Annotated in this window: 22 protein-coding genes; 11 read left to right on the forward strand and 11 right to left on the reverse strand. The window is 63.3% G+C overall.

Annotation, left to right across the window (positions count from 1 at the left end; genetic code table 11):
• Nucleotides 1-418: 418 nt before the first annotated feature.
• Entirely contained in the window at nucleotides 419-1,798 is a 1,380-nt protein-coding gene (locus tag CS1GBM3_RS19295; RefSeq protein ID WP_083567448.1) for a thermonuclease family protein, read from the reverse strand.
• Nucleotides 1,799-2,030: 232 nt separating this feature from the next.
• On the opposite strand from CS1GBM3_RS19295, the gene CS1GBM3_RS19550 reads away from it, so the two are divergent.
• The 3 genes from CS1GBM3_RS19550 to CS1GBM3_RS10980 all read left to right on the forward strand — a co-directional run bounded on the left by CS1GBM3_RS19550 (nucleotide 2,031) and on the right by CS1GBM3_RS10980 (nucleotide 3,218).
• On the forward strand, nucleotides 2,031-2,312 hold the full coding sequence (locus tag CS1GBM3_RS19550) for a hypothetical protein (RefSeq protein WP_139247884.1): 282 nt from the start codon (nucleotides 2,031-2,033) through the stop codon (nucleotides 2,310-2,312).
• Complete coding sequence (locus tag CS1GBM3_RS10975) at nucleotides 2,296-2,586, forward strand: tetratricopeptide repeat protein (RefSeq protein ID WP_171946480.1); 291 nt, start codon at nucleotides 2,296-2,298, stop codon at nucleotides 2,584-2,586. Before CS1GBM3_RS19550 ends, CS1GBM3_RS10975 begins: the two co-directional genes overlap by 17 nt.
• 74 nt (nucleotides 2,587-2,660) lie before the next feature.
• Entirely contained in the window at nucleotides 2,661-3,218 is a 558-nt protein-coding gene (locus CS1GBM3_RS10980; RefSeq protein ID WP_072395337.1) for a tetratricopeptide repeat protein, read from the forward strand.
• 12 nt (nucleotides 3,219-3,230) lie between these two features.
• On the opposite strand, the gene rsmD is transcribed toward CS1GBM3_RS10980, so the two are convergent.
• Complete coding sequence (rsmD, locus tag CS1GBM3_RS10985; protein ID WP_072395338.1) at nucleotides 3,231-3,791, reverse strand: 16S rRNA (guanine(966)-N(2))-methyltransferase RsmD; 561 nt, start codon at nucleotides 3,789-3,791, stop codon at nucleotides 3,231-3,233.
• Nucleotides 3,791-4,606, reverse strand: coding sequence for a pseudouridine synthase (locus CS1GBM3_RS10990; RefSeq protein ID WP_348533605.1), 816 nt, complete (start codon nucleotides 4,604-4,606; stop codon nucleotides 3,791-3,793). Before CS1GBM3_RS10990 ends, rsmD begins: the two co-directional genes overlap by 1 nt.
• 263 nt (nucleotides 4,607-4,869) lie before the next feature.
• Here CS1GBM3_RS10990 and CS1GBM3_RS10995 point away from each other — a divergent pair, with 263 nt between their 5' ends.
• Complete coding sequence (locus CS1GBM3_RS10995) at nucleotides 4,870-5,349, forward strand: nucleoside deaminase (RefSeq protein WP_244534629.1); 480 nt, start codon at nucleotides 4,870-4,872, stop codon at nucleotides 5,347-5,349.
• Between the two features lie 3 nt (nucleotides 5,350-5,352).
• Here CS1GBM3_RS10995 and CS1GBM3_RS11000 read toward each other — a convergent pair whose 3' ends face one another.
• Entirely contained in the window at nucleotides 5,353-6,300 is a 948-nt protein-coding gene (locus CS1GBM3_RS11000) for a patatin-like phospholipase family protein (protein ID WP_072395339.1), read from the reverse strand.
• A gap of 190 nt (nucleotides 6,301-6,490) precedes the next feature.
• Between CS1GBM3_RS11000 and CS1GBM3_RS11005 the strand changes: the two genes are divergently transcribed.
• A complete protein-coding gene (locus tag CS1GBM3_RS11005; protein WP_139247885.1) occupies nucleotides 6,491-6,919 on the forward strand; it encodes a hypothetical protein in 429 nt (142 codons plus the stop codon).
• A gap of 82 nt (nucleotides 6,920-7,001) precedes the next feature.
• Here CS1GBM3_RS11005 and CS1GBM3_RS11010 read toward each other — a convergent pair whose 3' ends face one another.
• From CS1GBM3_RS11010 to CS1GBM3_RS11020, 3 genes are all read right to left on the reverse strand, one after another.
• A complete protein-coding gene (locus tag CS1GBM3_RS11010; protein ID WP_072395341.1) occupies nucleotides 7,002-7,970 on the reverse strand; it encodes a 2-hydroxyacid dehydrogenase in 969 nt (322 codons plus the stop codon).
• A 364-nt stretch (nucleotides 7,971-8,334) separates the two neighbouring features.
• Nucleotides 8,335-10,977: a TonB-dependent receptor family protein gene (locus CS1GBM3_RS11015; protein ID WP_244534630.1), complete on the reverse strand. Its 2,643-nt coding sequence runs from the start codon at nucleotides 10,975-10,977 to the stop codon at nucleotides 8,335-8,337.
• 356 nt (nucleotides 10,978-11,333) lie between these two features.
• A complete protein-coding gene (locus tag CS1GBM3_RS11020; RefSeq protein WP_083567457.1) occupies nucleotides 11,334-13,802 on the reverse strand; it encodes a TonB-dependent receptor in 2,469 nt (822 codons plus the stop codon).
• Nucleotides 13,803-14,425: 623 nt separating this feature from the next.
• On the opposite strand from CS1GBM3_RS11020, the gene CS1GBM3_RS11025 reads away from it, so the two are divergent.
• From CS1GBM3_RS11025 to CS1GBM3_RS11045, 5 genes are all read left to right on the forward strand, one after another.
• Nucleotides 14,426-14,866, forward strand: coding sequence for a hypothetical protein (locus tag CS1GBM3_RS11025; protein WP_083567459.1), 441 nt, complete (start codon nucleotides 14,426-14,428; stop codon nucleotides 14,864-14,866).
• A gap of 25 nt (nucleotides 14,867-14,891) precedes the next feature.
• On the forward strand, nucleotides 14,892-15,596 hold the full coding sequence (locus tag CS1GBM3_RS11030) for a MotA/TolQ/ExbB proton channel family protein (protein ID WP_072395344.1): 705 nt from the start codon (nucleotides 14,892-14,894) through the stop codon (nucleotides 15,594-15,596).
• Nucleotides 15,596-16,045 (forward strand): ExbD/TolR family protein, encoded by a 450-nt coding sequence (locus CS1GBM3_RS11035; protein WP_139247886.1) that lies wholly within the window; start codon nucleotides 15,596-15,598, stop codon nucleotides 16,043-16,045. Before CS1GBM3_RS11030 ends, CS1GBM3_RS11035 begins: the two co-directional genes overlap by 1 nt.
• Before the next feature lie 118 nt (nucleotides 16,046-16,163).
• Nucleotides 16,164-16,811 (forward strand): energy transducer TonB family protein, encoded by a 648-nt coding sequence (locus tag CS1GBM3_RS11040; RefSeq protein ID WP_139247887.1) that lies wholly within the window; start codon nucleotides 16,164-16,166, stop codon nucleotides 16,809-16,811.
• Nucleotides 16,812-17,004: 193 nt separating this feature from the next.
• Nucleotides 17,005-18,375, forward strand: coding sequence for a vWA domain-containing protein (locus CS1GBM3_RS11045; RefSeq protein WP_083567463.1), 1,371 nt, complete (start codon nucleotides 17,005-17,007; stop codon nucleotides 18,373-18,375).
• A gap of 74 nt (nucleotides 18,376-18,449) precedes the next feature.
• Here CS1GBM3_RS11045 and infC read toward each other — a convergent pair whose 3' ends face one another.
• Both infC and CS1GBM3_RS11055 read right to left on the reverse strand, forming a co-directional pair.
• Entirely contained in the window at nucleotides 18,450-18,977 is a 528-nt protein-coding gene (gene infC / locus CS1GBM3_RS11050; RefSeq protein WP_072395347.1) for a translation initiation factor IF-3, read from the reverse strand.
• 209 nt (nucleotides 18,978-19,186) lie between these two features.
• Nucleotides 19,187-20,377: a glycosyltransferase family 4 protein gene (locus tag CS1GBM3_RS11055; RefSeq protein WP_072395348.1), complete on the reverse strand. Its 1,191-nt coding sequence runs from the start codon at nucleotides 20,375-20,377 to the stop codon at nucleotides 19,187-19,189.
• 35 nt (nucleotides 20,378-20,412) lie between these two features.
• On the opposite strand from CS1GBM3_RS11055, the gene CS1GBM3_RS11060 reads away from it, so the two are divergent.
• The gene (locus CS1GBM3_RS11060) at nucleotides 20,413-21,198 is read left to right on the forward strand and encodes an alpha/beta hydrolase (protein WP_072395349.1); all 786 of its coding nucleotides are present in this window, start codon (nucleotides 20,413-20,415) and stop codon (nucleotides 21,196-21,198) included.
• Here CS1GBM3_RS11060 and CS1GBM3_RS11065 read toward each other — a convergent pair.
• Both CS1GBM3_RS11065 and CS1GBM3_RS11070 read right to left on the reverse strand, forming a co-directional pair.
• A complete protein-coding gene (locus CS1GBM3_RS11065; RefSeq protein WP_072395350.1) occupies nucleotides 21,195-22,574 on the reverse strand; it encodes a lipopolysaccharide biosynthesis protein in 1,380 nt (459 codons plus the stop codon). The two genes, CS1GBM3_RS11060 and CS1GBM3_RS11065, sit on opposite strands and share 4 nt — an antisense overlap.
• Nucleotides 22,571-23,836, reverse strand: coding sequence for an O-antigen ligase family protein (locus tag CS1GBM3_RS11070; protein ID WP_072395351.1), 1,266 nt, complete (start codon nucleotides 23,834-23,836; stop codon nucleotides 22,571-22,573). The genes CS1GBM3_RS11065 and CS1GBM3_RS11070 overlap by 4 nt, the downstream gene beginning before the upstream one ends.

The following is a 23,836-nucleotide window of genomic DNA, read 5'->3' on the forward strand; positions in this document are numbered from 1 at the left end:
TATCCGCGAGAGGGGAAACGGCAAAGGCAACCGACCGGCTTGCTAACGGTTGCGGTCTTGAGGCCGAAGGCGATGACAGAGCGCTTCGCCAGCCACCGGCTTTTCAACCGCGGCGTGGGGGCCAAGCAGGCCCCTAATTAGACTTTAGTACAGGAAAGTAATGCATCGTTCACTATCTAGCCTTTAGATAACGAAGTCAGAGCTCAAGCCTACAGTTCTTCATATTTGCGAGCATAAATCTTAAGCAACACGCCCAATTCCACACCCTAGCGTCTTGCAATGCATAGTTGTTTGAGCTTCACTGTAATTGCGAACGTGGCGCCGTCCCACCTATCCCCCCTAGGGGCGTCATAGTTCTTCAGCCCGCGACCCGCCCCCCCCGGTCGCGGGCTTTCTCGTTTCTAGGCTGACGAGCAAATCAGGATGACGAGCTCCGGCTCCAACCGGCCGACTGAGCTTCGCTCTCGCTGCAGAACCACCGCTCGCCGCGGGACGTCCGGAGTCCGATGCTGTCGTAGCGCTCAGCCCACGGCAGAATGTATTGACGCGCACCGGAGCGGATCGAGCCCTTGATCGGACAACCTTCAGGCGCCGCCTTCTTGGCCTCTTCCCAACGCCTGTCGCGATAATCCTGCGGCCGCTCGGCCTCTCCGGCCCAAAGCCCGGCCTTCTGCGTCTGGGCCTCGTTCTCCACACTCGCGTAAGCGCTCCAAAACCCGCCCGAAGCAAATGCATGTCCGCCGCGCACCAGTGCCTCGGCAATATCGGTCTCGCCCGCATAGCAACGGACACGCTTCACGGCACCCTCCTCCCCGAGGATATCGCACGAAACCCGCCGACCACGGACAAGCCCGGAGAGAGCATCCTTTGCCGCGGCCCCGCAGCGCCATGTTCCGCTTTTGCGACGGCAGATCTGCGTGGCCTCCGGCGCCTCGATGCCATCGAGCACGACACGCGTGCGGCCGATCCGAAGCATATCGCCGGTGAGAGCCGTGGCGCGCCCCTCGACGGTAGCTGCGTCCGCATCGTCGGGAAGCGCACCTGTCACGACGGGCTGGGGCGCGAGGCTCGCAACCGTAACGGACGGGCTGTAATGGTAGAGGGCGCTGCCGATCGCAAAAATGGCGACAACACCGGCGAGCGCCAGCACGGCAGGAAGACGCCGCTCGCCGGGAAGCACAAGCTCATAGGCGCGCAAGCGGCCAAGCAGGCCTTCGCCGGCGTGGGAGGGTCCCCGATAGGGATCCGTCAAAGCGGCCAGGACGACGATGGCTCCGGTGATCAAGGAGACCAGCGCCGCGACAATCGCATCGCCGTCAAAGCCGAACATGAACGTGCGATAGATCGCGCCGAGACCGGTCAGGACCGCAACGGCTTTCAGGATAAGATTGGGACGCGGCTCACGCGCCCAGGAGAGAAGCGGCTCCAGCACGGGCCCGAGCGGTGCACCAAGGCGCTGCCCTCCGGCCGACAGCGCCGCCATGATCGCACTGCCAGCGACCAGAAAACCCGAGCCTGCCGCCCGCGCGACCCGCAGCGATCCGGCGCCCGCAGCGGCGGACCCGCGCTTGAAGGCCGACCACGCTCCGCGGGCCCCGCTTTCGAGCCCAGAGCCGGCGCTGCGCGCTCCCGCAAGTCCAGCGTCGAGACCGCGCCGGCCGGCGTCCTTCACATGCGCCGCGGCCGCAGCCTGAACATCCTTGATCCGCTGCCGGCGCTGCTCGCGACGCACCAGGATTGTCGTACGCACATAATCGCGCCACTCGAAACCTTCATTGCGTTTTCGCCACCAGAGCACGTTCGTCCCCGCGCAGTGTCACCATAGGATTGTCTCGGAAGAGGCGCCGTCGCCGCGACCAGGAGGCCGCAGCGCGCCTTAAGGAGCCTTGTGCTCCAATCATGGCAGAGCTTTGGCCGAGCGAGACCATTGCCGCGCAATCCCCAGCCCTGCGCCACCCGATGGACTTACCCTCCGCCGAAGACTAGATTGCGACGCGGTGATGCCCATAGCGCTCCGTAGGGAGGGTTTCATGACACACACCGGGTCTCGCAGAATTCCGGGCCTAGTGCTGGCTCTGGGTGTCGCGGCGCTGCTCATAACCGCTGCCACGCCACCGGCCGTCGCCGACGACGACAGCCCGCGCCAGCCGCGTATCGACTGCACGAAGCCGAAAAACAAGACCAAGGAAGCCTGCAAGCCCCACCACAGCGCTTCCGACGACGAGATTATCAATGGCGCCTACTGGCTCGCCAACACCGGCGACAATACCGAGGCTCTGGGCCCTGCTCGCGGCGGTGAAGGACGACAATAATCCGCGGGCGCTCAATGCCATGGGCTTTGCGACACGAAGGCTCGGCGACGTCGATGGCGCCCTGCCCTACTACAGGCGTGCGCTCGCGCTCGAACCCGACTATGTTCAGGCCCGCGAGTACCTGGGCGAGGCGTTCCTGGTCAAGGGCGATGTCACCAACGCACGCCAGCAGCTGAGCGAAATCGCCACCCGGTGCGGCACAGGCTGCGCCTCGTTTCTGAATCTCGATCGCGAGATCACGGCATTCGAGACGCGGCAACAGGCGCGCGGCTGATAGGCCGCCCGACGAGGAATACACTGGCTGAAAGAATGGGGCGGCAAACTGGCCGCTTCGGAAGGGGAGCATGGATGATCAACGTCGTATCGAAGGCTGCAGCATTTCTTGTGATGGCGGGTATGACCGCGAGTCTGGCAGCCGGCCCGAGCGCAGCCAACGAGCGGATCTCTAAGGATACAGGCCCCGCAAGCACGGCCTGCGACGTGCATGGCAAAGGCACGGCGGCGTGGTCGTCCTGCGTCGGTACCGCGAGTGCGCGCATGTCCGACCAGGAGCTTTTCTACGCCGGCTACTGGCTGGCCAAGAGCGGCCAGTATCAGGAGGCGCTGCGCTACCTTACGCTCGCCGAGAAGAAGGATGAGCGCGTGCTGACCTACATCGGCTTCGCGACCCGCAAGCTCGGCCGCGTGGACGAAGCCCTTCCGCTTTACCGCGAGGCGATTGCACTCAATCCGGATTACGTTGTCGCCCGTGCCTACATGGGCGAGGCCTTCCTGACCAAAGGCGAGTCGGCGAAAGCCCGCGGCGAGCTTGCGGAGATTGCCGATCGCTGCGGCACAAGCTGCCCGGCGTACGTCGATCTCAAGGGACACATCGCCGAATACGAGGCGGGCGCCTCGAAGGGCTGACCTGGCCTCCGATTAGGCGCCGGCCCGGCCGAACACAACCTGCGTATCGCCCCAGGTCCTGCGGTCGATCTCCGTGAAGCCGTCCGGCAGCGACACCTCCGCGTTCGCGCGCTCCTCGAACACGACGACGGCGCCTGGCAGCAGCCAGCCGCCGTCACGCAAAGCAATGAGCGCCCGTTCGCCCAGGCCTTTGCCGTACGGCGGATCGAGAAACGCGATCGCATACGGCGTCATGTTGCCGGCCGGACCGATATCCGTCGCGTCGCGGCGAAAGATGCGCGTCACGCCCGTGAGCCCCATCGCCTCGACGTTGGTGCGGATCAAAGCGCGCGCTTCAGGAGCCTCCTCGACGAACAGGCAATAGCCGGCGCCACGCGAGAGGGCTTCGATGCCGAGCGCCCCCGTCCCCGCAAAAAGGTCGATGACACGCGCGCCCGCGAGTTCGAAATCGGGGATGCCGTGCGCGATGATGTTGAAAACGGATTCTCGCACGCGATCGGACGTCGGGCGCAGGCCCTCGTGCTGCGGCGCCGCCAATGCGCGCCCGCGGAACTTGCCGCCAACCACGCGCATCAATCGCCCTCGCGCTTGGGCTTACGCTTCGGCAGACGGCGCACCGGCTTCTTCTCGGATGCCTCGACAAGCCCGAACCGCATCGCGAGCTCTGGCCCGAGCTGATCCGCAAGCATGCGCCGCCGCACCGGCTCGGCCTCTCCGGGCTTGAGCTCGAGCAGCTCGAACGGACCAAACGAAACGCGGATCAGACGGTTCACCTCGAGCCCGAGATGCGCGAGCAGCTTGCGCACCTCGCGGTTCTTGCCCTCACGAATACCAATTCGGAGCCACATGTTGGCACCCTGCATGCTGTCGACATCCGCTTCCACAGGCCCATAGCGAACACCCTCGATCTCGACACCTTCGCTGAGGCGATCGAGATCCGCCTGTGTTACGCGGCCCTTGGCACGCACGCGGTAACGGCGCATCCACCCCGTCGCCGGCAGCTCGAGATGACGCGCGAGCTCGCCGTCGTTGGTGAGCAGGATCAGACCTTCGGTACTGAAGTCGAGCCGGCCGACCGAGATCACACGCGGCAGCCCCGGCGGTAGGTTGTCGAACACCGTCGGACGGCCTTCGGGATCATTGTGCGTCGTGACGAGCCCTTTGGGCTTGTTGTAGCGCCAGAGCTGCGCCGGCTCCGCCACCGGCAGCGGCTGCCCATCGACGAGCACGTGGTCGCGCGGCTTGACCTCGACCGCAGGCGTCTTCAGCACGCGGCCGTTAACGCTGACGCGTCCATCCGCGATCCAGCGCTCGGCGTCGCGCCGCGAGCAAAGCCCGGCCCGCGCCATCGCCTTGGCGATGCGCATCGGCTCGGAGACCGACGCCACTCTTTCCGTCTGCTGCGGCCCACGCTTGCCGGCCGGCCGCTTGCGGAAAGGACCGCGCGGAGGCGACGATGCGGCACCGCCCCGATCTTCGCGCTTGGCGCGCGCAGGCCCCGATGGGCCCGATCTTTGTGGCTTGCCCCGCGGCGGGCGATGACCGAATGATGACTTGCGCATGATGGCTGTGGCCTAAAGGAGCGCGTCCCGAAAAGCATGTCCCCAGACTTGGCCCGGGGATGGAGCCGGTTTTCGGAAGCACGAGAAACATGGAAGACGACCTTATGACACCGCCGGCCCGCCTCGGCCATATGGAACGCGCACTTGACGAAGCACGCGCAGCCGCAGCCCGTGGTGAGGTCCCTGTCGGCGCGGTGCTCGTCGATCCAACCGGCGCGCTCGTCGCCGCAGCCGGAAACCGCACGCGCGAGCTGGCGGATCCGTCCGCCCATGCCGAGATGCTGGTGATCCGCGAGGCGACCGCCCGGCTTGGCAGCGAGCGCCTGCCCGATCACGACCTCTATGTCACGCTCGAGCCCTGCCCCATGTGCGCCGCCGTGATCTCGTTCGCGCGCATCCGTCGTCTGTATTACGGCGCGCCTGACCCGAAGGGCGGCGGCGTGGAACACGGGCCCCGCATCTTCAGTCACGCGACGTGTCACCATCGTCCCGAGTTGTATCCAGGTCTCCGCGAGGACGAGGCCAGCGCGCTTCTCAAGACATTCTTCTCGTCCCGCCGCACGGACTGAGCCTCACTCCACGTCACCGCGTCGGGCGGAGATTTTATTGGGTCGAGAGGCGCGGCCGCGCGAGATCGCCAGCACGTCTTCGAGCTTCTCACGGAGCGCAACCTTTGAAGGCTCGGCCTCAGCGAGAATCTCGCGCACCTTGAGAAAGTCGAGCGCCTGAAAGCGCCCGGTGCCCGCATCGATATAGATGTCGGGGCGATGCGCCTTGAGCTTTTCGCGCACGATCGAGCGCTCGAACAGAAACGACGACGCGAACAACGCTTCGATCGCGGTCGGGCGCGGCCGCGACGGCGATGGCACCGTCGTGCCCGAAACATCGATGGCCACCAGGATATCGGCTTCGCCCGCGATGAGATCGAACGGCAACGGATTGGTGAGCCCGCCATCGATATGGCTGCTGCCGTCGATCAGAACCGGCTCGAAGATCACCGGCAGCGCGATGCTCGCGGCGACCGCCGGCCGGAGTGGGCCCGAAGCGAACACTGCGGGCTCGAGCGCATAGAAATCGCTGGCCACCACGCGGAGCGGGATCGAAAGCTCCTCGAACGTCTCCGGAACGCTCTTTGGCAGAACGAAATCGAGCAACGCGCTTGGCGCCAGCAACGCCGACCGCGCAGCGAAGAGATTGCGAAAGCCCGTCTGCACGCGCGACGCGAACACGTCTCGCAGAAGGCCGAAGCGCTTGGTGAGCGTGTCCTCGGTATGGGTCCGAATGTCGCGGGCCGAAAGTCCGGCAGCGTAAGCCGCGCCGAACAGGGCTCCGATCGAGGTTCCGGCAATGATCTTCGGCCTGAGCCCCAGTTCGTCAAAGACCTCGAGCATCAGGATATGCGCGAGCCCCCGCGCCCCGCCGCCCCCGAGAACAAGGCCGATTGAAGGCGCTTCTGCGCCGTCTGAAGGAGCGGTCCGGCCGCGTTTTGCCGCAATGCGCGGGGGTGCCGCGTCTGCCATGATCAGGCCTCAGAGATAGCTTCTCTGCGCATCATAGAGAGGTCGGGTATCACGGCAAATCCGTGTCGTATCCGGCGAGGCACGATCAAGGCGTCGATGTCCGCCCGGCAGGCTGGAGCCGCACCGGGGGAGCGAGGGGCAACATAGCAGAGCCCTTGGCTACAACGGTCATCTCACGACGGAGAAGTATATGCGTACCGTACGCGTCGCCGGGGTCCCGGCATTGGCTACACTGCTTGCGCTAGCGTCTATGTCCGCCGTCCATGCGGCGCCTACAGAGCGCGCACCGGGCTCGGTCGCCGCAATCGGCGACGCCATCGCGGCTCGCATTATCGCGGTGAAATGCAACAGACCGACGTCGCCGAGCGCATTGACCCAGGCTGAGATCGCCGAGCTCGACTCTTACATCGATGAGCGTCAGACCGCCTTCATGCTGGAGAGTAAGGCCAACCAGCGCCTCGGCGAAATGGTGTTTCCGGTGATGGCCCGCGATTACAATCAGCTCTACAGCAATCCCGACGCCTGCGACGCTGCCTCCCGCGACCAGGCGAAGGCAATGCTTGAGCGCGTGCGCGAAGCCCAGAGCGAACTGAAGAAGCGCGCCGAGGTCAAGCACTAGCCTACGCCGCAGCGTCTCAAATATTTAAAGGGGCATGCCGCGTATGCGACCTGCCCCTTTTTCGTTCTAAAATCGAAGCCGCTTACGCCAGCTTGAACGGCATCTCCTTGCCGGCGAAGAACGCGTCGATGTTATCGAGCGCCTCGAAGCCCATCTGGTTACGCGCTTCCACAGCGGCCGAGCCGAGATGCGGGAACAGGAACGTGTTCGGCAGATCGTAGTAACCCTCGTTGATCTTGGGCTCGCCCAAGAAAACGTCGAGGCCGGCATAAGCGAGACGGCCCGACTTCAACGCCGCGATCATGTCCTCGTCGTTAACGAGATCGCCGCGCGCCGTGTTCACGACGATCGCGCCCTGCGGCAGCTTCTCGATGGTGGCCTTGTTGAAGAAGCCGCGCGTCTGCGGCGTCGACGGCGCGTTGATCGAGAAGAACTGCGAGACGGAGAGCAGGCTGTCGAGGCTGTCGTGATAAATCGCGTCGAACTCTTTCTCCTTCTCCGCCGGCTGGCGGTAAATGTCGTAGTAATGGATCTCCATGTCGAAGCCGCGTGCGCGCTTGGCGAGCGCCTGGCCGATCTTGCCGAAGCCGTAGATGCCGAGCTTCTTGCCATCGAGACGCTGACCGACGAGTTGCAGCGGCTGCCAGCCGGGCCAGGAGCGCGTGCGGATCATGCGTTCACCCTCGGACGCGCGGCGCGCCGATCCGAGCAGCAGCAGCATGGCGATCTCAGCCGTGGCGACCGTGACACCGTGCGGCGCGTTGCCGACCTTAATGCCACGCGCCTTGCAGGCCTCGAGATCGATGTGCTCGAAACCGATCGAGAAAGTCGAAATGCACTTGATGTTCTCGGGGACGCGATCGATGACCTCCTTCGGGCACTTCTCATTGAGCGTGAGAAGGATGGCATCGACGGACTTCGCCGTTTCCAGCATCTCCTCGATGGTGATCTTCGGATCATCTCCGTGCGCGATGACGTCGTAGCTCTCGCGCGCCCGCGCCATGACGGCCTCCGGCAGCGGCCAGGTGATCAGGATCTTTTTCTTAGCCATGGGTCGCGTGTCCTTCCCCGTATGCGAATTTGGTCCGGGCCATGATCGCTTTGGACCTGCCAGCCCGAGCGTGATCACCGGCCTACTAAAAAACTAGAGCGCGTTGCCCACGCTCCAGGACTGGCCGCGATCCATGCCGCATGCCGCGCGCCCTGACAAGCCTTTCGGAGTGAGATTTCGCCGCGCCCGCACCTCCTACCGCAGTGCAAAAAGTCGCGAGGGAAGAAGGCGCCGCTCCGCACGGCTTACGAGCGATCCACGCGATCCCGTTATTAACCCGTTTCTTGTCATCAGCCCAAGCGAACGCGGCGCCCCTTTCGGAGCGCCGCGCCCAACTGTCGTAAGGTAGATGAGAGAAGAAGCTTCAGAACTTGTACTTGAAGCCCGTCCAGATCGTGCGGCCCAGCCCAGGCTTCATGCCGTCTTCGCGGTCGGTGATATAGAGTTCGTCGAGCAGGTTGTCTCCGGCGATGAACACGCTGGCTCCGGTATTGCCCAGATCCAGATTGAAGCGAGCCGACAACAGCCACACGTCCGGCACCCCACCCGACTCGCCGGCCTCCTCGATCTCGAACTCGCCTGGATCTTCTTCCCCTACCTCCATACCGAAACCGTAGGGTGTGTTGGCCGCGTCGGTATAGAAGGACCCTCGATAAGTCCAGGTCACGCTCGCATCCCAGCGCCATCCGTTCCCGGTCCGGTTCTCAACGCCGAGCGTGAGTGCCGCCACGTGGAACGGCACCTCCGGGATGTGGTTGCCGCTGTAGTCGGCTTCGATGTTGCCGTCCTCGTCGAAAGCAAACGCCTTCTCCAAGATACTGCGGGCATAAGTATAAGTGCTCTCGGCGAAGAAGTTTAGATTGCCCCCGGTGAACGGTTGGGAGTTCAGTCGACCATAGAGCTCGACACCCGTGATTTCCGCCCGCTCGGCACGTCCGAACTCACGATCGCCTGTGATCGCCGAGAACGACTCGCCATACTGGAAGTCCTTGAAGCGGTGGTGGAAGCCGACGACCTCAAAGTCGAAGCCGCGGATAGCCGAGCTGCGCACGCCGATATTGAAATTGTCGCCGATCTCATCCGGAGCCGGGAAGTCCTCGTTTCTGAGAACCGTCGTCGTCAACCCGCGGTGATAGCCGCCGAAGATAGTCGTCCGCTTGAAGCCGGAGTAGGCAAAGGAGAGACCGGGCAGCGCATTGAAGCTCGAGAAGCTCTCGCGCGCAGGATCTGGAGAAAAGTCGATATTCTCGATCTCAAGGTCATCGCCCTCGAATTCCGCTTCGCCTTCTTCCGCAGCGACGACACGGTTGCGGCGGCCGACCTCGAACCACTCGAAGCGGATGCCGGGCACGACGTTAAAGTCGCGAGCGGCGTAGATATTGGTTTGCAGAAACGCGGACACGGTGTTTGCATCGAGCGAGCGATCGAAGAACGTCAACGAGCCCTTGTCCCCGTCTCGCAGGATCTCATTTTCGCGGCCAATGACGTTCTTGTTCGTCATGTCCTGGTATTCGTACCGGATGCCAGCCTGTAAATCCTGTCTAAAGCCAAGAACATTGCGGTTAGCCCACTCGCCGCGCAGCTCTCCGCCAATGTGGCGGAACGTGCGCAGACGTCCGAACATGCTATCGATCCCGAGCTCAATGTTGCTCAGGCCGTCATCGCCGTCCTCGACTTCCGGTGGATCACCGGGAATGCCGTTCGGATCCGAAGCGAAGTTAAAGAGCTGGTACCTGTCTCGGCGATGATGCTGAGCGTAGATCCGCGACGTGATCGTCGTGTCTTCATCCAGATACGCATTGTGCACGATCTGTCCGCGCCAAATCTCGCCGGTGTAGGTGTTAAGTCCGGCTGCCGGAGCGAAACACGTCTTGCAGTGCCCCACCTGCCTGAACTGCTGCTCCGCAAGACCGGCGGCAATAGCGGCGGCCTCGTCCTCGCTGCCTGCACCCTCGATCTCGAAACCACCGAGGAAGTTCTGCTCGTCATAGTTGTCGCGCTGACGCGCATAGATGGACGAGACAACGAGGTCGGAGCTTCTGCCTTTCCAACCGATAGCGCCATAGAAATCATTGAAGCGGAGGCGCTCCGTATCCCAGCCACCCTGCACGTCCGCACCCGTGTAGGACGCTACGATGCCGACGTTCTCCAAACTCTGCCGGGTGTGCACATGCCAGCGTCCCGAAACGTCTGTCGAGGATTTGCGCGAGACGGGGTCGCCGTACTCGATCTCGACATCGTCTCCATCGACCTCGACCTCTTCGATCGGTCGGAACGTGCCTCTCTTCGACCGCGTGAATCCGATCGCCGAGCTAATCACGGTCTCGTCCGGTCCGAAGGGCGACAGGTTGCGCGAGTTGATCACGCCGAAGTTGTTGTTGGGACCGTGGGTGACCACCGTCCCGCGTATCACCTCAATGCCTTCCGTGCGCTCGATCGGAGCCCAATAGTGCACGGACGGATCCAGCCAGAGCGCCAAGTTGACGGTATGGCCATCTTCCATGACCAGCATCTTGCGCGAGCGGCGTGCCGGCGAACCACGCACAGCGATGCCGCCGTGCTGTGCACTGGCATCGTCGTTGATCACAATAACGCCAGGCACACGTGTCAGCGCTTCGTTCAAATTGCGCGGCTGACGCTCTGTCAGCACCTCGGGGGTAAGGTTCGTCGCGGCGGACGAGAATCCATCGAGGTTCTGCGGAATGAGCTGTGTCGGATTGATGGGCGTCTGCGCCGACTGCTCGGCACGCGCCTGCGCGCCACCGCTGTTCATCGCCCCGTAAGGCGAGTTGGCCAGCTCGGGCACATCCTCGGTGAAGGCTTCCTGCGGAGGCTGGGGTGCCGGTGATGGCGCCGGAACCGGAGCCGCCTTCTTGGCAACAGGGGCGGCCTTTTTGGCAGGAGTTTTCTTTTGAATAACTTGGACTTCCGGCAATCCTTCATCGGCAGGCTGAGCGCCCTGCTGCGCCAGGGCTGCACTAGAGGCGACGCTTGCAACACTCGCCATGAGTACAAGTTTTATTCTTTGATTTCTTGCAGTTGGCATTAATCCCACTCCCTAGTGCAAACCCCCGTAGGACAATTCCGGGTGCAAAATGCCTTGGGTTTGCCTCCGGATTGCCAAAATCAGCTATCCGCGGAGAGCAGGGGACGGACAATGGCTCTATTTCCCGATTTTCACCGGGAACTATAGGCAAGCCACGTCGGATGTTGCGCGTACGCACCAATATCTCGTGGTTTGTACGGTAGTGAACACCGATAACCGTAGGATATGCTTCCGTATTATTACGGAAGACATGAGCCATGGTCGGGTCCGGAGAGCTCGCGCCCGGCCAAAGCGGGCACGAGCTCAGAATCAGCCGTCTAGAATTTGACTTTCACACCGCCGTACGCCGCAAAGGGCATCGAGGGCGAAATCGTGCGCGGATCGTTGAAACCGGGGCCTCCCAGTTCCTCGTCCACCTCGCTCACCTCGTCGGCTTCGAAATACGTGCCGTAGAGGCCGTACTTCTGGTTGAAGAGGTTTTTGACAAGACCGTAAATCTGGATGTTGTCGGTGATGTCGTAAGACGTGTGCAGATCGACGCGCGTGTAGCCGGCAAGCATCGCGCTGAGATCTTCTTCGTCCGAGACCTCGTTGGGGAAGAAGGGTGACTTGCTGGCTGCAACCATGTCGGCACCGAACTTCCACTTGGACGTGAGCCAGTACTCGAAACCAGCCTTGAAGCGGTGACGCGGAATACCCGGCAGGCGATCGCCCGAGTTGAGGAATGCGCACGTACCCTCTTCACCCGGGTTGGTGCACTTATCCAGCGTCGCGTCTACGAACGCATAAGTCGCGTAGATATTCCATTTGCGAGTTTCGTAGGTCGCAGACAGCTCAACGCCCTGACGAAGCGTATCGCCCGCGTTGACGAAATAGATGCGGCCCGTGTCGTTGGTGATCGGCAGGATGTCATCCGACGCCAGCGTGCGGAACAAACCTGCACCCCAGGTATAGCGGCCGCCATTATAGAAGCCCTGCCCCCTAAGACCGATTTCAGACGTGCGCCCGACCACCTGATCCAGCGGCGGGTCATCCGTAAGGAAGCTCTCGATCAAGCACGGGTTTTCGGGTTCCGCACAGCCGAGCTCGGCCGGCGTCGGCGCGCGGTTCGACTCCGAGTAGCCGCCGTAGAGTGAGATGCCAGGCAGTAGCTTGTAGTTGGCGCCCGCCATCGGATTGAACCGAGAGTACTTGTTGGTGGTGTTGAGCTCTTCGAAGTTCCCCGTCCGATCCTCCATCTTGATGGTGGCGTGATTGTATCGGCCGCCGACCGTCACGGTCAGACGATCGGTGACATCGAGCGCATTCGAGAAATAGAGACCCCAATAGGTGTTCTCGGTAAGCAGGTTGCGCGGCGCAAGATCGTCAGGTTCCGCGACGATGATCCCTGAGCCGTCGACGACATACTTGGGTCCGATCGTACCGAGTTCGCTCGACGTGCGATATTTGGAGCGGCCCTGATCATAGGAAACACCGGCGATGAACTGGTTCGGGCGTCCGAACAGCGGGGTTTTCTCTTGAGCCTCCAGTCCGCCGCCCCAGCTCCAGCTATCGGTATTCAGCCGCTCGATCGAGCCCAGCGGATCATCCACAGCACCGGCCGGAACGGGATTGCCGTTCTGATCCTCCACGACCTCCAACGCCCCATCGTCCTCAAGACACAGGAACCCGCCGCACTCCTCGATCTCCGTCACGTTGCCGTCCACCACACGGTTCTTGTAGCGCCGGTAGTAGCCGACACCCGAGAACGTCAGCGAATCTGTCGCCTTCACCGAGCCCGAGAGGGTCGGCATCAGAACTTCGAGATCGGTGGTCTGCGGCGAGGTGAACGTGTTGCTCCAACTGCGCTCGAGCAGTTCTACCGGCGCAGCAGCCGTGGCCCCGAAATGATTGTCCGCCGCAGTCAGGCTGAGGTGGAACTCAGCCACGCTGCCCTTGAGGCCTACATCACCGTAGAAGCGCCGGATCTCGCTATCCGAGAAGTCGCGGAATCCGTCCTCCTTAGCCCATTCGCCGGCAACATAGACGCCAGCGTTGCCGCTCGATTGGCCGGCCTGGACGCCTACTTGGCGTCGCCCGAACGAGCCGCCCATGACGTCGACCTCTGCGCCCTGGTAGCTAAAGCCATCCTTCATGAGGATGCTCATCGCACCGCCCAGCGCGTTCAAACCAAACGAGGGGTTGTTGCTGACCACCGACACGGAGGCGATGGCGTTGCTCGGGATCACGTCCCAATTCACCGTATCGCCAAAGGCTTCGTTGATGCGCACGCCGTTCTGATAGACAGCAATACCTTGTGAACGCCCGCTGACAGGCGAAGCGTCAAAGCCGCGGTAGGAGATTTCGGCGCGCATCGGGTTGCCCGCGGCATCAGAGATGATGATGCCGGGCACGTTTTGCTGCAGCGCCTGCTGGATCGACCCGGTGCCCTCCCGCTCGATCTCAGTGTCTGAAACCGTGGTGACAGCGCTCGGTACCTTCGGCAGCGGAGTCTCGGCAACCGTAGACCCTGCCGCAGCGCCGGGCTCTGCCGAAGCACTTGCCGCTACCGGAGGGCTTGGCTCGGCCGACACGCTAGTGAGCGGCGAAACGGCGACGGCCTTTTTCTTTGCACGAGCGGCCTTTTTGACCGGAGTGTCCTGGATGACGTCGACGGCGGGGAGTTCTTCTGCCGCCGGCTCGGCGGCTTGCGGCTGAGCGCCGCCACCTTCCTGGGCGCTTGCCGTATGGAGTCCAAATGCGAGCGCGCCCGATACCACGGCTAGGCGCGCAAACCCGATCTTCATCCCCCACTCCCCTTTTCTTCTACCGACGGCGTGCATAAATGAAGCAACGCAGCTCAGTGAAATTACTGAGGTGAACAGTACGAGGAACGCTTGTAGAGGATCAACGATTCGGCGGCTTGTTTTCGAAGTGAAAGGACGATTTACGGGAGATTGTGGCCATATCGCACCGGGAATTATTCCCGGTTTTACTCGGGACATATTCCCGATCCCAGCCGATCAAACAACTGGCCAAAGTATTGGTCGCGCCAAGTCATGGTCCAGGGTCGGGAAGTAAGTGTCGCCGATTTCCCTAACAAGGCCAGCGATCTGTTAGCGTAGTGCCGTTCAGATCCACACTCCATTTCCTATGGAGCCCCGAACGCATCTCCAAATGTTCCCGCGCATTCTGTTGATTCTGGTCTTCGTTTCGCGATATTGACCAGACAAACGCTGCGACAGAATGGACACCAGCGCGGCCGGCCGGACCGAAAAATGCAAGCCGGTCTAGCCGGGAAGCGGCACTTACGGACGGCGGTTGCGCGTCAGGTTATAATAGAACGAGCCAGCGGACCGCCCGACCGTCCCCCGCGGACCAAGAAGGCGTGTCACGCCAGCCAGAAATTCTGAAGTCTAGGAGGACGTTCTTGAACCGCCATATCCGCGCCCGAGGTTTCAACCTCGGCATCACTGCCTTTGCCTGTTTGACGCTCGGCACCGTCGCGGCCGTGGCAGAGCCGAAGGCTCTGACCGTTGAGCTCAACAAACTGGACACTCAAGGCACCGGTTGTCGGGCCTATGTCGTCGTGCAGAACGACGACGACGCTAGCTACAAGACCTTCAAGCTCGACCTCGTCCTCTTTCAGAGCGACGGGATCATTGGCCGGCGCTTCGCCATGGATCTCGGCCCCTTGAAGGCCAAGAAGCGCACCGTGAAGCTGTTCGATCTCGACAACATCCCGTGTGACAACATCGGCAGCTTCCTGATCAACGACGTGGTCGAGTGCGCGAGCGAGACAGGCCCCGTAGAGAACTGCCTTGCAGGCGTGACGGTCAAATCGCTCGCCAAAGCACAACTCCAGAAGTAATCGGGACGAGTAAAGGGTATCCGTCGTGGAAGAAATCGCCGTTACCGCAGGTCACGACTTTTCGATCTGGGGCCTGGTCATGCAGGCCGACCCAATCGTCAAGGCAGTGATGCTGCTGCTGGTCCTGGCGTCTGTCGCCTGCTGGGCCATCATCCTCGAAAAGATGATCCGTCTCACAAAGCTCAGCCGCGATCTGCGCCGCCTCGAGCGTACTGTTGCTCAGGACGGAATGGCGGATGCCCCGCGCGGCCTCGTGCGCGCGCTGCTGACGGCAGCACATCATGAGGCCGACGACGGCGGACGCAACGAGGCTCGAGGCGAGCTGCGCGCCCGCCTCGAGCGGGCCATGCGTCTCTCTCTCAAAGGAGAGTTGCAGCGGCTCGAGGTCGGTTTGCCGTTCCTGGCGACCATCGGCTCGGCGGCGCCCTTCATCGGCCTGTTCGGCACAGTCTGGGGCATCATGAACAGCTTCACGGCCATCGCCAACCAGAAGGACACGTCGCTGGCCGTCGTCGCGCCGGGCATTGCGGAGGCCCTGTTCGCGACCGCCCTCGGCCTCGCGGCAGCCATCCCGGCCGTCATGGCCTACAACATGATCGCGGTTTCGCTCGGACGCGGTGCCAGTCGCGCCAGTACGACGATCGCAGAGCTGGCAAAGCGCATGTCACGGCCCGCAGCTGAAGGCTTCCCGCGCGTAGCCGAGCCATTGCGGGCCGGAAAGGCATCCTGATGGGAATGGCCGTCGGACATGACGCGCCACAGGGCGATGAGGATGATGGCGGCTATCGCCCGATGGCCGAGATCAACATCACGCCCATGGTCGACGTGATGCTGGTGCTGCTGATCATCTTCATGGTCGCCGCACCGCTGATGGTGGCTGGCGTGCCGCTCGAGTTGCCGAATACCTCGGCCGCTCGCGTCAGCCAGTCGAAGAAAGCCATGGTGGTTTCGCTGGCCGCCGACGGCAACCTTTATGTCCGCGAGGAGCAGGTCACACAGGACGGCCTAGCGCCGCGACTGCGAGAGCTGCGGGCTGCCGAGGGCGATACCGTCGTCTACGTCCGCGCCGACAAGAGCCGCAACTACGGCGACGTAATGGATGTCCTGGGCCGCGTCGGAGAAAGCGGCTATGGCCGCGTCTCGCTGCTCTCGCAACCCAAACCCAAGGGCGCGCAATGAACCGCGCCACAAGCGGGGCAACAGCCGCGTTTTCGGAGATCCGCGTCGCAAAATGAACCTGCGGGCTTTGACATGGCTGGTCTCTTTGATCGCGCACGGCGCATTCGCCGGGGTTTTCATGCTGTCCCCTGGCGGCGCGTCGCTCGACGAGGGCTCGGGCGAGGACACCTTCGTCGTCGAGCAGGGTATCGCGCTTGAAGGCTTCGCGCGGCTCGGAGAGGCCGAGGTGAGCATCGACGCCGTCGAGGCGCCGCCCCCCGTGCTGCAGTCCACGCCGCCCGTCGAGGAGGTGAAGCCGCTCGAGGAGGACGTACAGCACGTCATCGGCTCCGAGACCGGCCCCGAGCAGGACCGCGTGGTACGCGAGCCGAAGCCCGAGGAAGTCCAGGAGGCCAAACCCGAGCAGATCGCGGCCATTGAGCAGACCGAGGTCCCCGTCGAGGAGCAGCGCGCCTCCGGCGTCCGCCAAACCGGCGGCAGCACGACCGCGATCTCAGCTTATAAAGGCAGGCTCTTCACGCACATCTCGAAGCGCAAGGTGAACCCGCGCTCGCGCCAATCTGGAACGGTCGTCATCCGCTTCACGGTCGGCCCAGAGGGCGAGCTGATCTCCCGCGAGATCGCAACAAGCTCCGGCTCCAAGCTCCTCGACGACGCAGCGGTGGCGTCCATAGAGCGCGCCGCGCCGTTCCCCGCTATGCCGAACGAGGCGCGGACGGCAGGCCCCCTCGTGGTTTCCGTCCCGTTCAAGTTCTCCGTGCGCTAGAGCCTACGCTCCTAAGCAAGTCCACTTTGCGGTACCGACGCCGATTGCGCGCGACCGATGGCACGCGCGACGAGCTGCGCACATTTCTTTTTTCCGCCACGGGACCAGCCCGCTTCGGCCACCACTTCCGCATGCTTCCGCCGTGCGACGAATTTATTCTGCGCGTTCATTTTTTATTTTCGAGGAGAGTCTCATGTCGTCTCAACGGATGCTTTCTTCTCTTTTCTCAATGGCCGCCCTATGCGGCGCATGCATTGCACCGGCTGCCGCCGCCCAAGCCGCTGGAGTGGAGCTCGGCGCCGAGCTCGGCCACACGGCGATCAAAAAAGGCAGCGACCGGGTGTACCTCCGGCTTTCCCTCAAGACGCTGGCCGCGAAAAAGGACTCCAACCGCACGCCCATCAACGTCGCGCTCGTCATCGACCGCTCGGGCTCCATGAGCGGCGATCGCATCGTGGCAGCAAAGAAAGGTGCCCAGGTCGCCCTCGAGCGGCTCTCGTCCGACGACTTCGTCTCGTTGGTCTCCTACAATCACGAGGTGGACGTGCTCGCCGAAGCGGATCGGCTTGGCTCAGGACGCGACAAGCTCGACCGCGCCATCGAAAAGCTCGCGGCGTCCGGCACAACGGCGCTTTACGCTGGCGTTCAGGAAGGCGGAGAACAGGTCAAGGCCCACGTCTCGGACCTCAAGGTCAACCGCGTCGTGCTCCTGTCTGACGGCCTCGCCAACGTGGGACCGAGCTCGCCCGCAGAGCTTGCAGAACTCGGCCGCAAGCTTGCAGCCAAGGGCATTTCGGTCTCCACGATCGGGCTCGGCCTCGAATACAACGAGGATCTGATGCAGCGACTGGCGGCAGCGAGCGACGGCAACCACGTCTTCGTCGAGCGGCCGAGTGACCTCGCCGAGATCTTCGACCGCGAGTTCGGCGACGCGCTGTCAGTCGCGGCACGCGACATCATCATCCAGATCGAGTGCAATACGGGCTTCGCGCCGAAGCGCGTCCTCGGGCGTGATGCTGAGATCTCCGGCAACCGCATCACGCTGAAGCTCAACCAGCTCCCCGCGGATACCGAGCGCTACGTCGTCGTCGAGCTCGATGCGACGGCTTCCGATGCCGCCGCGAGCGAAGGGGAGGTCGCCAACGTCACCGTCGACTATGTCGATCTCGAAAGCGGCACCCGCACCAAATCGGACTCGAAGGTGACGGCACGTTTCACCGACACCTCCGATGAGGCAGAAGCCAGCATCAACAAAACCGTGATGAGCCAGGTCACCGAGCAGATCGCCACCGAGAACAGCGAGAAGGCCGTCGAGCTGCGCGACGCCGGCGACATCTCGGCCGCACGCAAGGTGCTCGAGGACAACGCTCTCTACTTGAACAAGCAGAAGAGCGCCCTCAGCATGGGTTCGTCGGCAGCGCCAACAGCTTCGATCTCTGCGCTCGACAAGCTCGAGACCAAGAGCCGCGAGGCGGCCGAGAACCTGGAAGGCGAGAGCTGGGATCGCACGCGCAAGATGATGCGCCACGATCAGCACAAGGCCAAGGTCCAGCAGTCCTACTGAGATTGATGAAAAACGAAAGGGCGGTGCCTTGCGCGCCGCCCTTGTCTAATTCAACGAATTGCAATCGTCGGAGCTTACTTCGGCGCCAGCACCATTACCATCTGGCGGCCTTCGAAGCGAGGCTCGGACTCCACTTTCGCGATCGGCTCGACGTCGCTCTTGACGCGCCTCAGCACGTCCATGCCGAGATGCTGGTGAGCCATCTCGCGGCCGCGGAAGCGCAGCGTCACCTTGACCTTGTCACCTTCCTCGAAGAACCGCTTGATGGCGCGCATCTTCACGTCGTAGTCGTGATCGTCGATGCCAGGACGCATCTTGATCTCTTTGATCTCGACGGTCTTCTGATGCTTGCGGGCCTCGGCGGCCTTTTTCTGCTCTTGATATTTGTATTTGCCGAAATCGAGAATCTTGCAGACGGGAGGCTCGGCGTCGGGAGAAACCTCGACCAGATCCAATCCGGCCTCCTCGGCGCGGGCGAGAGCATCGAGCTTGCTCACGACTCCGACATTCTGTCCGTTCTCGTCAATAAGCCGTACTTCACGCGCCCGGATCGCGTCGTTGATTTTCGGGCCGGTCGGCTCGCGCTCGGCGGCGCCACGCATAGGCTTGCGGATGTTCAATCTCCTTCAGTAATTAAGATCCGTCGGGAATAGCTACGGCAGCTTCGGTCAGAATACAACGTGCTCCTTAGCAGAGCCGCAATTTTGACCGTGGACTGCCGACCATTTCGGCGGAGAATTGTGAAGAACCCCGTGCAAGTCAAGCTGCTGGCCCTGACCGGCCGCAGAGGAATGAAGCGCGAACGGCGCCCTCAAATACGGGCCGCGAGCCCGGTCCCAAGCAAACGATCGTACACCTCGAGCGTCTCTCTGCGCATGCTGTCCAGGCTGAAGTAGGTGAGAGCGCGAGCCCGGGCCCGGGCACCCAACGCCGCCCGCGCTGCGTCGGAAAGACGAAGGGCTTCCCCCATGGCCGAGGCCAGGAGCTCGGCATCGCCCGCCGGCACCAGCCAACCCGTTTCCTCTCCCGGGTCCACGTGCGGAACGGCAGCCACTGTTTCCGGCGGCGCGCCGATGTCCGTCGCGATCACCGGGCACCCCATGGCTTGCGCCTCAGTCGCGACCCGACCGAAGGCCTCGGGCTCGACGGACGCCACGATGGCAAGGTGCGCGATAGAGAGCGCGGCGGGGATATCGTCCAGGTGCCCCGGCAGGATGACCTTGCCCTCGAGGCCAGCGTCACGGATCTCGCTTTCGAGACTCTCCCGATAGGCCTCGCGCCCCTGGGCGTCGCCGGCCAGCACGACAACGGTGTCACCGAGGCGTCCTTCCCGCTCCAGGAGAAGGGCCGCCGCGATCACCGTCCGCTGCCCCTTCCAGCTCGTCAGACGCGCGGGTTGTAGGATCACCCGTGTACCGGGCGAGATGCCAAGACGCACCGCCACCGCCACCTTCCGGTCGAGGGACACGGCGGCAGGATCAAACGTCCCGCCATCGACGCCCCGATAGATGACACGGATCCGCTGCGGGGGCGTGCCGTACCGCGTCTCGATCAAGTCCTTCGTATAGCGCGAGTTGGCGATCACGATGTCGCCCTTGGCCATGACCGCGTTGTAGGCGCGCTTCAATCGCGTCTTTTCGTTGTAGGCACCGTGATAGGTGGTGACGAACGGCACGCCCGCGCGACGGGCTGCGATCAGAGCGCTCCACGCTGGCGCGCGGCTGCGCGCATGCACGAGATCCACGCCCTCGCTCTCGATCATGCGACGGATCACATGTGCGTTCCACAAGAGGTGCAGAGGATTCTTCGTCGCCGCGGCGAAAGGCACGAACTCGCCGCCCGAGGCCGCGATGCGCGGTGCCAACCGCCCGCCCTCTGAGAGCACCAGCGCCCGCCCGCCCGCGCGCACGACGGCGTCCGCGATCTCGACCGTCGACAGCTCCGCGCCTCCGGTATCGAGCTCCGGGATGATCTGAAGTATGGTCGGGCGCTTCCCGGCCAAGCTGGCCTCCAACGATAAGGAAAGGGCTTCATAGGATGGGCGCGAACGATCCGCAATTCATCACTGTCGGCAGCGGAGCATCGGAGCGCAAGATTGCCTATCTAGCCCAAAACCCAGCGAGGGAGGACGCGGCGAGCCTCCTCTGGTTGACCGGGCTCAAGTCCGACATGATCTCGACGAAGGCAGAGGCCCTCGCCGCCTGGACCGCTCAGCACGGGCTCGGCTTCACACGCTTCGACTATTCGGGCCACGGCCGCTCGGAGGGCCTTTTCGAAGAAGCCACACTTTCCGATTGGCTTGAGGAAACCGCAGCCGTGTTCCACGAGATCACGGCGGGACCGCAGATCCTTGTTGGCTCGAGCACCGGTGCGCACGTCGCCTTGCTCTTGCTGCGTCACCTCCGGGAGACTACCCCGGAGGAAGCCGCCCGCATACGCGGCCTCGTGCTGATTGCCCCAGCGTGGGATCTGACGGAGCTCATGTGGAGCCAGCTTCCCGAGGAGGCGCGGAGTGAGATCGAAGAAAAAGGCTTCTGGGTGCGCCCGTCGGCCTACGACCCCGCAGGCTATATCATCACCCGCCAGTTCATGGAGGACGGCCGCCGCCATCTCCTAAAAGACACCGCGTTCGACCCCGGGCGCCCCGTGCTCGTTCTGCAGGGCGCTGAGGACCGTGACGTCCCCATTGAGCATGCACGCGCGCTGCGCACCGTGCTGGCGGGAGATTGGGTTCGCATCACAGAGGTGCCTGACGGTGAGCACCGCCTGTCGCGCCCCGAGGACCTTGAGAAGCTTTACGCGCTGATCGAGGAACTCGTCTAGCTCACGGCCGACTGCCGGCCGCGCCACCGATGCGCGCCGACGAACAGGTTCAGTCCTTCGAGCCTGCGCACGGCAAACCAGTTCATGAGAGCCATCGTGACGAATGCGCTCGCCGTCGCGACAGCGGCTCCGGAGACGCCGAGCAGGGGCACGAGGACGAGGTTCAGGACCACCGCGACCACGGCAGCGACACCAAGCGAGATTGCGGTCGCGCGCTGATGCCCCATCATGTTGAGGATCACCTCCGAGGGACCCATCGCCGCCTTCACGAGCAGACCCGCCGCAAGAATGAACATCAGCGGATAGGCATCGGTGAACGTTTCGCCGAACTGCATTAGAACAGGATATCCGACGGCAAGAATGCCGAGGATGACCACCGAAGCCGGAATGAACGTCCACCGCACGGCCGTATCGACGAGGCTCTCGAGCTCGCGCCTGTCGCCGAGCGCATGCGCCGCCGCGATCCGCCCCGCATACGCCGTCCCGACGGCGTAGAGGACGAACAGCGCGAGCCCCGTCGTCTTCGCCGCCGCGAAGTAATGCCCGATCTCTTCCGACGGCCGAAACAGATTGAGCAGCAGGACATCGGCGTTCTGGATCACGATCTCGCACACCCCGCCGACAAGCAGCGGCAGCGAGATCCCGAACCATTTCCGGAACGCGTATTGCGGCTCGGCGCGCGGCACGCTTTCGGCAAGCCGCTTCTCGATCAGAAGCGTCTGCAGCACCGCCGCAACCACCGTCGCCGCGAGCGCAATCCCCATGCCGGCAACGGCACTCGACGTCAGCCCAATGCCGACAACGCCGGTGACGAGTAGCAGCATCGCAAGCGGCCGCACGATGTAGGGTGGCACGATCGCCTCGAGCGTCCATCCCTGGCCCCGCCCGAGACCATCCTGCACATCCGTCAGCGTGTAGGCCGGCAGACACAGCAGGCCAAGCGCCAACGGCACCGCGAGCGCCATCCGCTCCTCGATATGAAAAAGGTAGATGACGGCGATACCGACCGCTGCGATGACAGTCGCGGACATTAGCGCCACCACGCGTCCGCCGTTTAGAAGCCCGCGAAAGCGTCCATGCTCACCACCCGCATGATACTGCGGACCAAGCCGCATCATTGCGACGTTGAACCCGAGATGCGTCACGCCGCCGAGCAGCAGCACCGACGTCCACGCCGTGACGAACAGGCCGTACTCGGAAGCGCCCATCCAACGCGCCAGCGCGACCTGCGTCACGAAGAGAAGCGCCGCGCTGACCGCGCGCACAGCAAACGCGCTGATCCCGCTCCAGCTCGCGGCATGCGCCGTGCGGCTGTTCCAAAGCACATCGAGCGCGCCGCGCAGAAAATTCGGATTGGCGCCACGGGCCTCAATCATGAAGACGGCCCTCCCCTGCCGGCTGAGGCGCCCTCGGCATCGACGAGCCCCCAGATCAGCGCCATGAAGACGAAGAAATGGCGCCAATGATCCGTGTCGACGACAAACCCCTCGAAGACGAGCCCGGCAAACGCCGCCGTGGCGATGATCAGCGGCCCCTGCAATCGCGATCGGCGCCGCAGCGCATAGAACCCCGCGGCCAACGTGCCGAGTACTGAGATAACATACGCCAGTCCCCCGACCCAGCCCGCGTTGAGGAATTGGCTGAGGTAGACGTTGTGTGCCTCCTCCTCGTGATACGTATTCCGGAACGTGTGCGTTCCGATACCGAATGGATTTTCGAGGATGAGCGCCACGGCTTTCGCCTGCCCGCCGAAGCGCCCTTCAGGCCCAGCATCATATGATTGATCGAAACTGGCGCGCTCCTGGAAGAGGCTTGCCACCGCATCCACTTGCAACGCCCCTCCGATGGCGACCACAAGCGCGACCATGCCAAGTGCCGCCACCGCAATAAGCCGCCTGAAGTCTTCCGCACGCCGCGTCGTGACCAGCGCCAGCCAGCCGACGAGCACGAGCGATAGCGCGACCGACGCCCAGGCTCCACGCGAAAACGACAGCAGCAGCGCCAGCACGAGCGGCAGGCTCGCCGCCGCAGCGAGAAGCACGTGCCGCAGCGGCCCTCGCAAGGCGACCCAGGCAAGGAAGATGACGGCCGGTGCGAGCGCGGCTCCGAGCACGTTCGGATCCTTGAAGGTGCCGCGCGCGCGGCCGTAGTTGGTGAACAGCTCGTTCATGCCGGGCACGATCTGAAAATAGCCGGCGAGTGCCGCCAGAGATGCGACGAGGCACGCCACGACATAGCAGACCATGACGAGCCGGAAGCGGGGCTCGGGATCTGCGGAGATGTAGCCCGCCAGCACGAAGGCGCCCAGTGCGAGGAACAGCGTCACCACCTGATGCGTCAGCGCCGTGCTGAAGGCAGTCGAAACCGAGCAGGCGGCGAGGCTCAGCGCCACGAGCACCAACCACAGCACGAAGTTCAAGATCGCGGCGTTGCCAAAGCGCACGACGCCGAGCATCGGCAGCCCGACAATCACCGCTGCCATCAGTACGTCCGCAACCGCCGGTTCCGAGAACACGATGCTGCTCGTAACCATGGCGCCGGCCACGGCGATGGCAGCCAGCGTCGCGGCCGAGACGGTCCAACGGGAGCCGACAAGGCCACCATCCGTTGGCTCTGAGGGAAGCGAGAGCGTCGACAC

Origin of the sequence: Hyphomicrobium sp. CS1GBMeth3 (assembly GCF_900117455.1) — a bacterium.
Taxonomy (GTDB): Bacteria; Pseudomonadota; Alphaproteobacteria; order Rhizobiales; family Hyphomicrobiaceae; genus Hyphomicrobium_C.

What these genes read in the sequence shown, in the direction of transcription:
- CS1GBM3_RS19550 (WP_139247884.1), top strand. Translation starts at nt 2,031, where the DNA reads ATGACACACACCGGGTCTCGCAGAATTCCGGGCCTAGTGCTGGCTCTG.
- CS1GBM3_RS10980 (WP_072395337.1), top strand. Translation starts at nt 2,661, where the DNA reads ATGATCAACGTCGTATCGAAGGCTGCAGCATTTCTTGTGATGGCGGGT.
- rsmD (WP_072395338.1), bottom strand. Translation starts at nt 3,791, where the DNA reads ATGCGCGTGGTTGGCGGCAAGTTCCGCGGGCGCGCATTGGCGGCGCCG.
- CS1GBM3_RS10995 (WP_244534629.1), top strand. Translation starts at nt 4,870, where the DNA reads ATGGAAGACGACCTTATGACACCGCCGGCCCGCCTCGGCCATATGGAA.
- CS1GBM3_RS11000 (WP_072395339.1), bottom strand. Translation starts at nt 6,300, where the DNA reads ATGGCAGACGCGGCACCCCCGCGCATTGCGGCAAAACGCGGCCGGACC.
- CS1GBM3_RS11005 (WP_139247885.1), top strand. Translation starts at nt 6,491, where the DNA reads ATGCGTACCGTACGCGTCGCCGGGGTCCCGGCATTGGCTACACTGCTT.
- CS1GBM3_RS11010 (WP_072395341.1), bottom strand. Translation starts at nt 7,970, where the DNA reads ATGGCTAAGAAAAAGATCCTGATCACCTGGCCGCTGCCGGAGGCCGTC.
- CS1GBM3_RS11015 (WP_244534630.1), bottom strand. Translation starts at nt 10,977, where the DNA reads ATGGCGAGTGTTGCAAGCGTCGCCTCTAGTGCAGCCCTGGCGCAGCAG.
- CS1GBM3_RS11020 (WP_083567457.1), bottom strand. Translation starts at nt 13,802, where the DNA reads ATGAAGATCGGGTTTGCGCGCCTAGCCGTGGTATCGGGCGCGCTCGCA.
- CS1GBM3_RS11035 (WP_139247886.1), top strand. Translation starts at nt 15,596, where the DNA reads ATGGGAATGGCCGTCGGACATGACGCGCCACAGGGCGATGAGGATGAT.
- CS1GBM3_RS11040 (WP_139247887.1), top strand. Translation starts at nt 16,164, where the DNA reads ATGCTGTCCCCTGGCGGCGCGTCGCTCGACGAGGGCTCGGGCGAGGAC.
- CS1GBM3_RS11045 (WP_083567463.1), top strand. Translation starts at nt 17,005, where the DNA reads ATGTCGTCTCAACGGATGCTTTCTTCTCTTTTCTCAATGGCCGCCCTA.
- infC (WP_072395347.1), bottom strand. Translation starts at nt 18,977, where the DNA reads ATGCGTGGCGCCGCCGAGCGCGAGCCGACCGGCCCGAAAATCAACGAC.
- CS1GBM3_RS11060 (WP_072395349.1), top strand. Translation starts at nt 20,413, where the DNA reads ATGGGCGCGAACGATCCGCAATTCATCACTGTCGGCAGCGGAGCATCG.
- CS1GBM3_RS11065 (WP_072395350.1), bottom strand. Translation starts at nt 22,574, where the DNA reads ATGATTGAGGCCCGTGGCGCCAATCCGAATTTTCTGCGCGGCGCGCTC.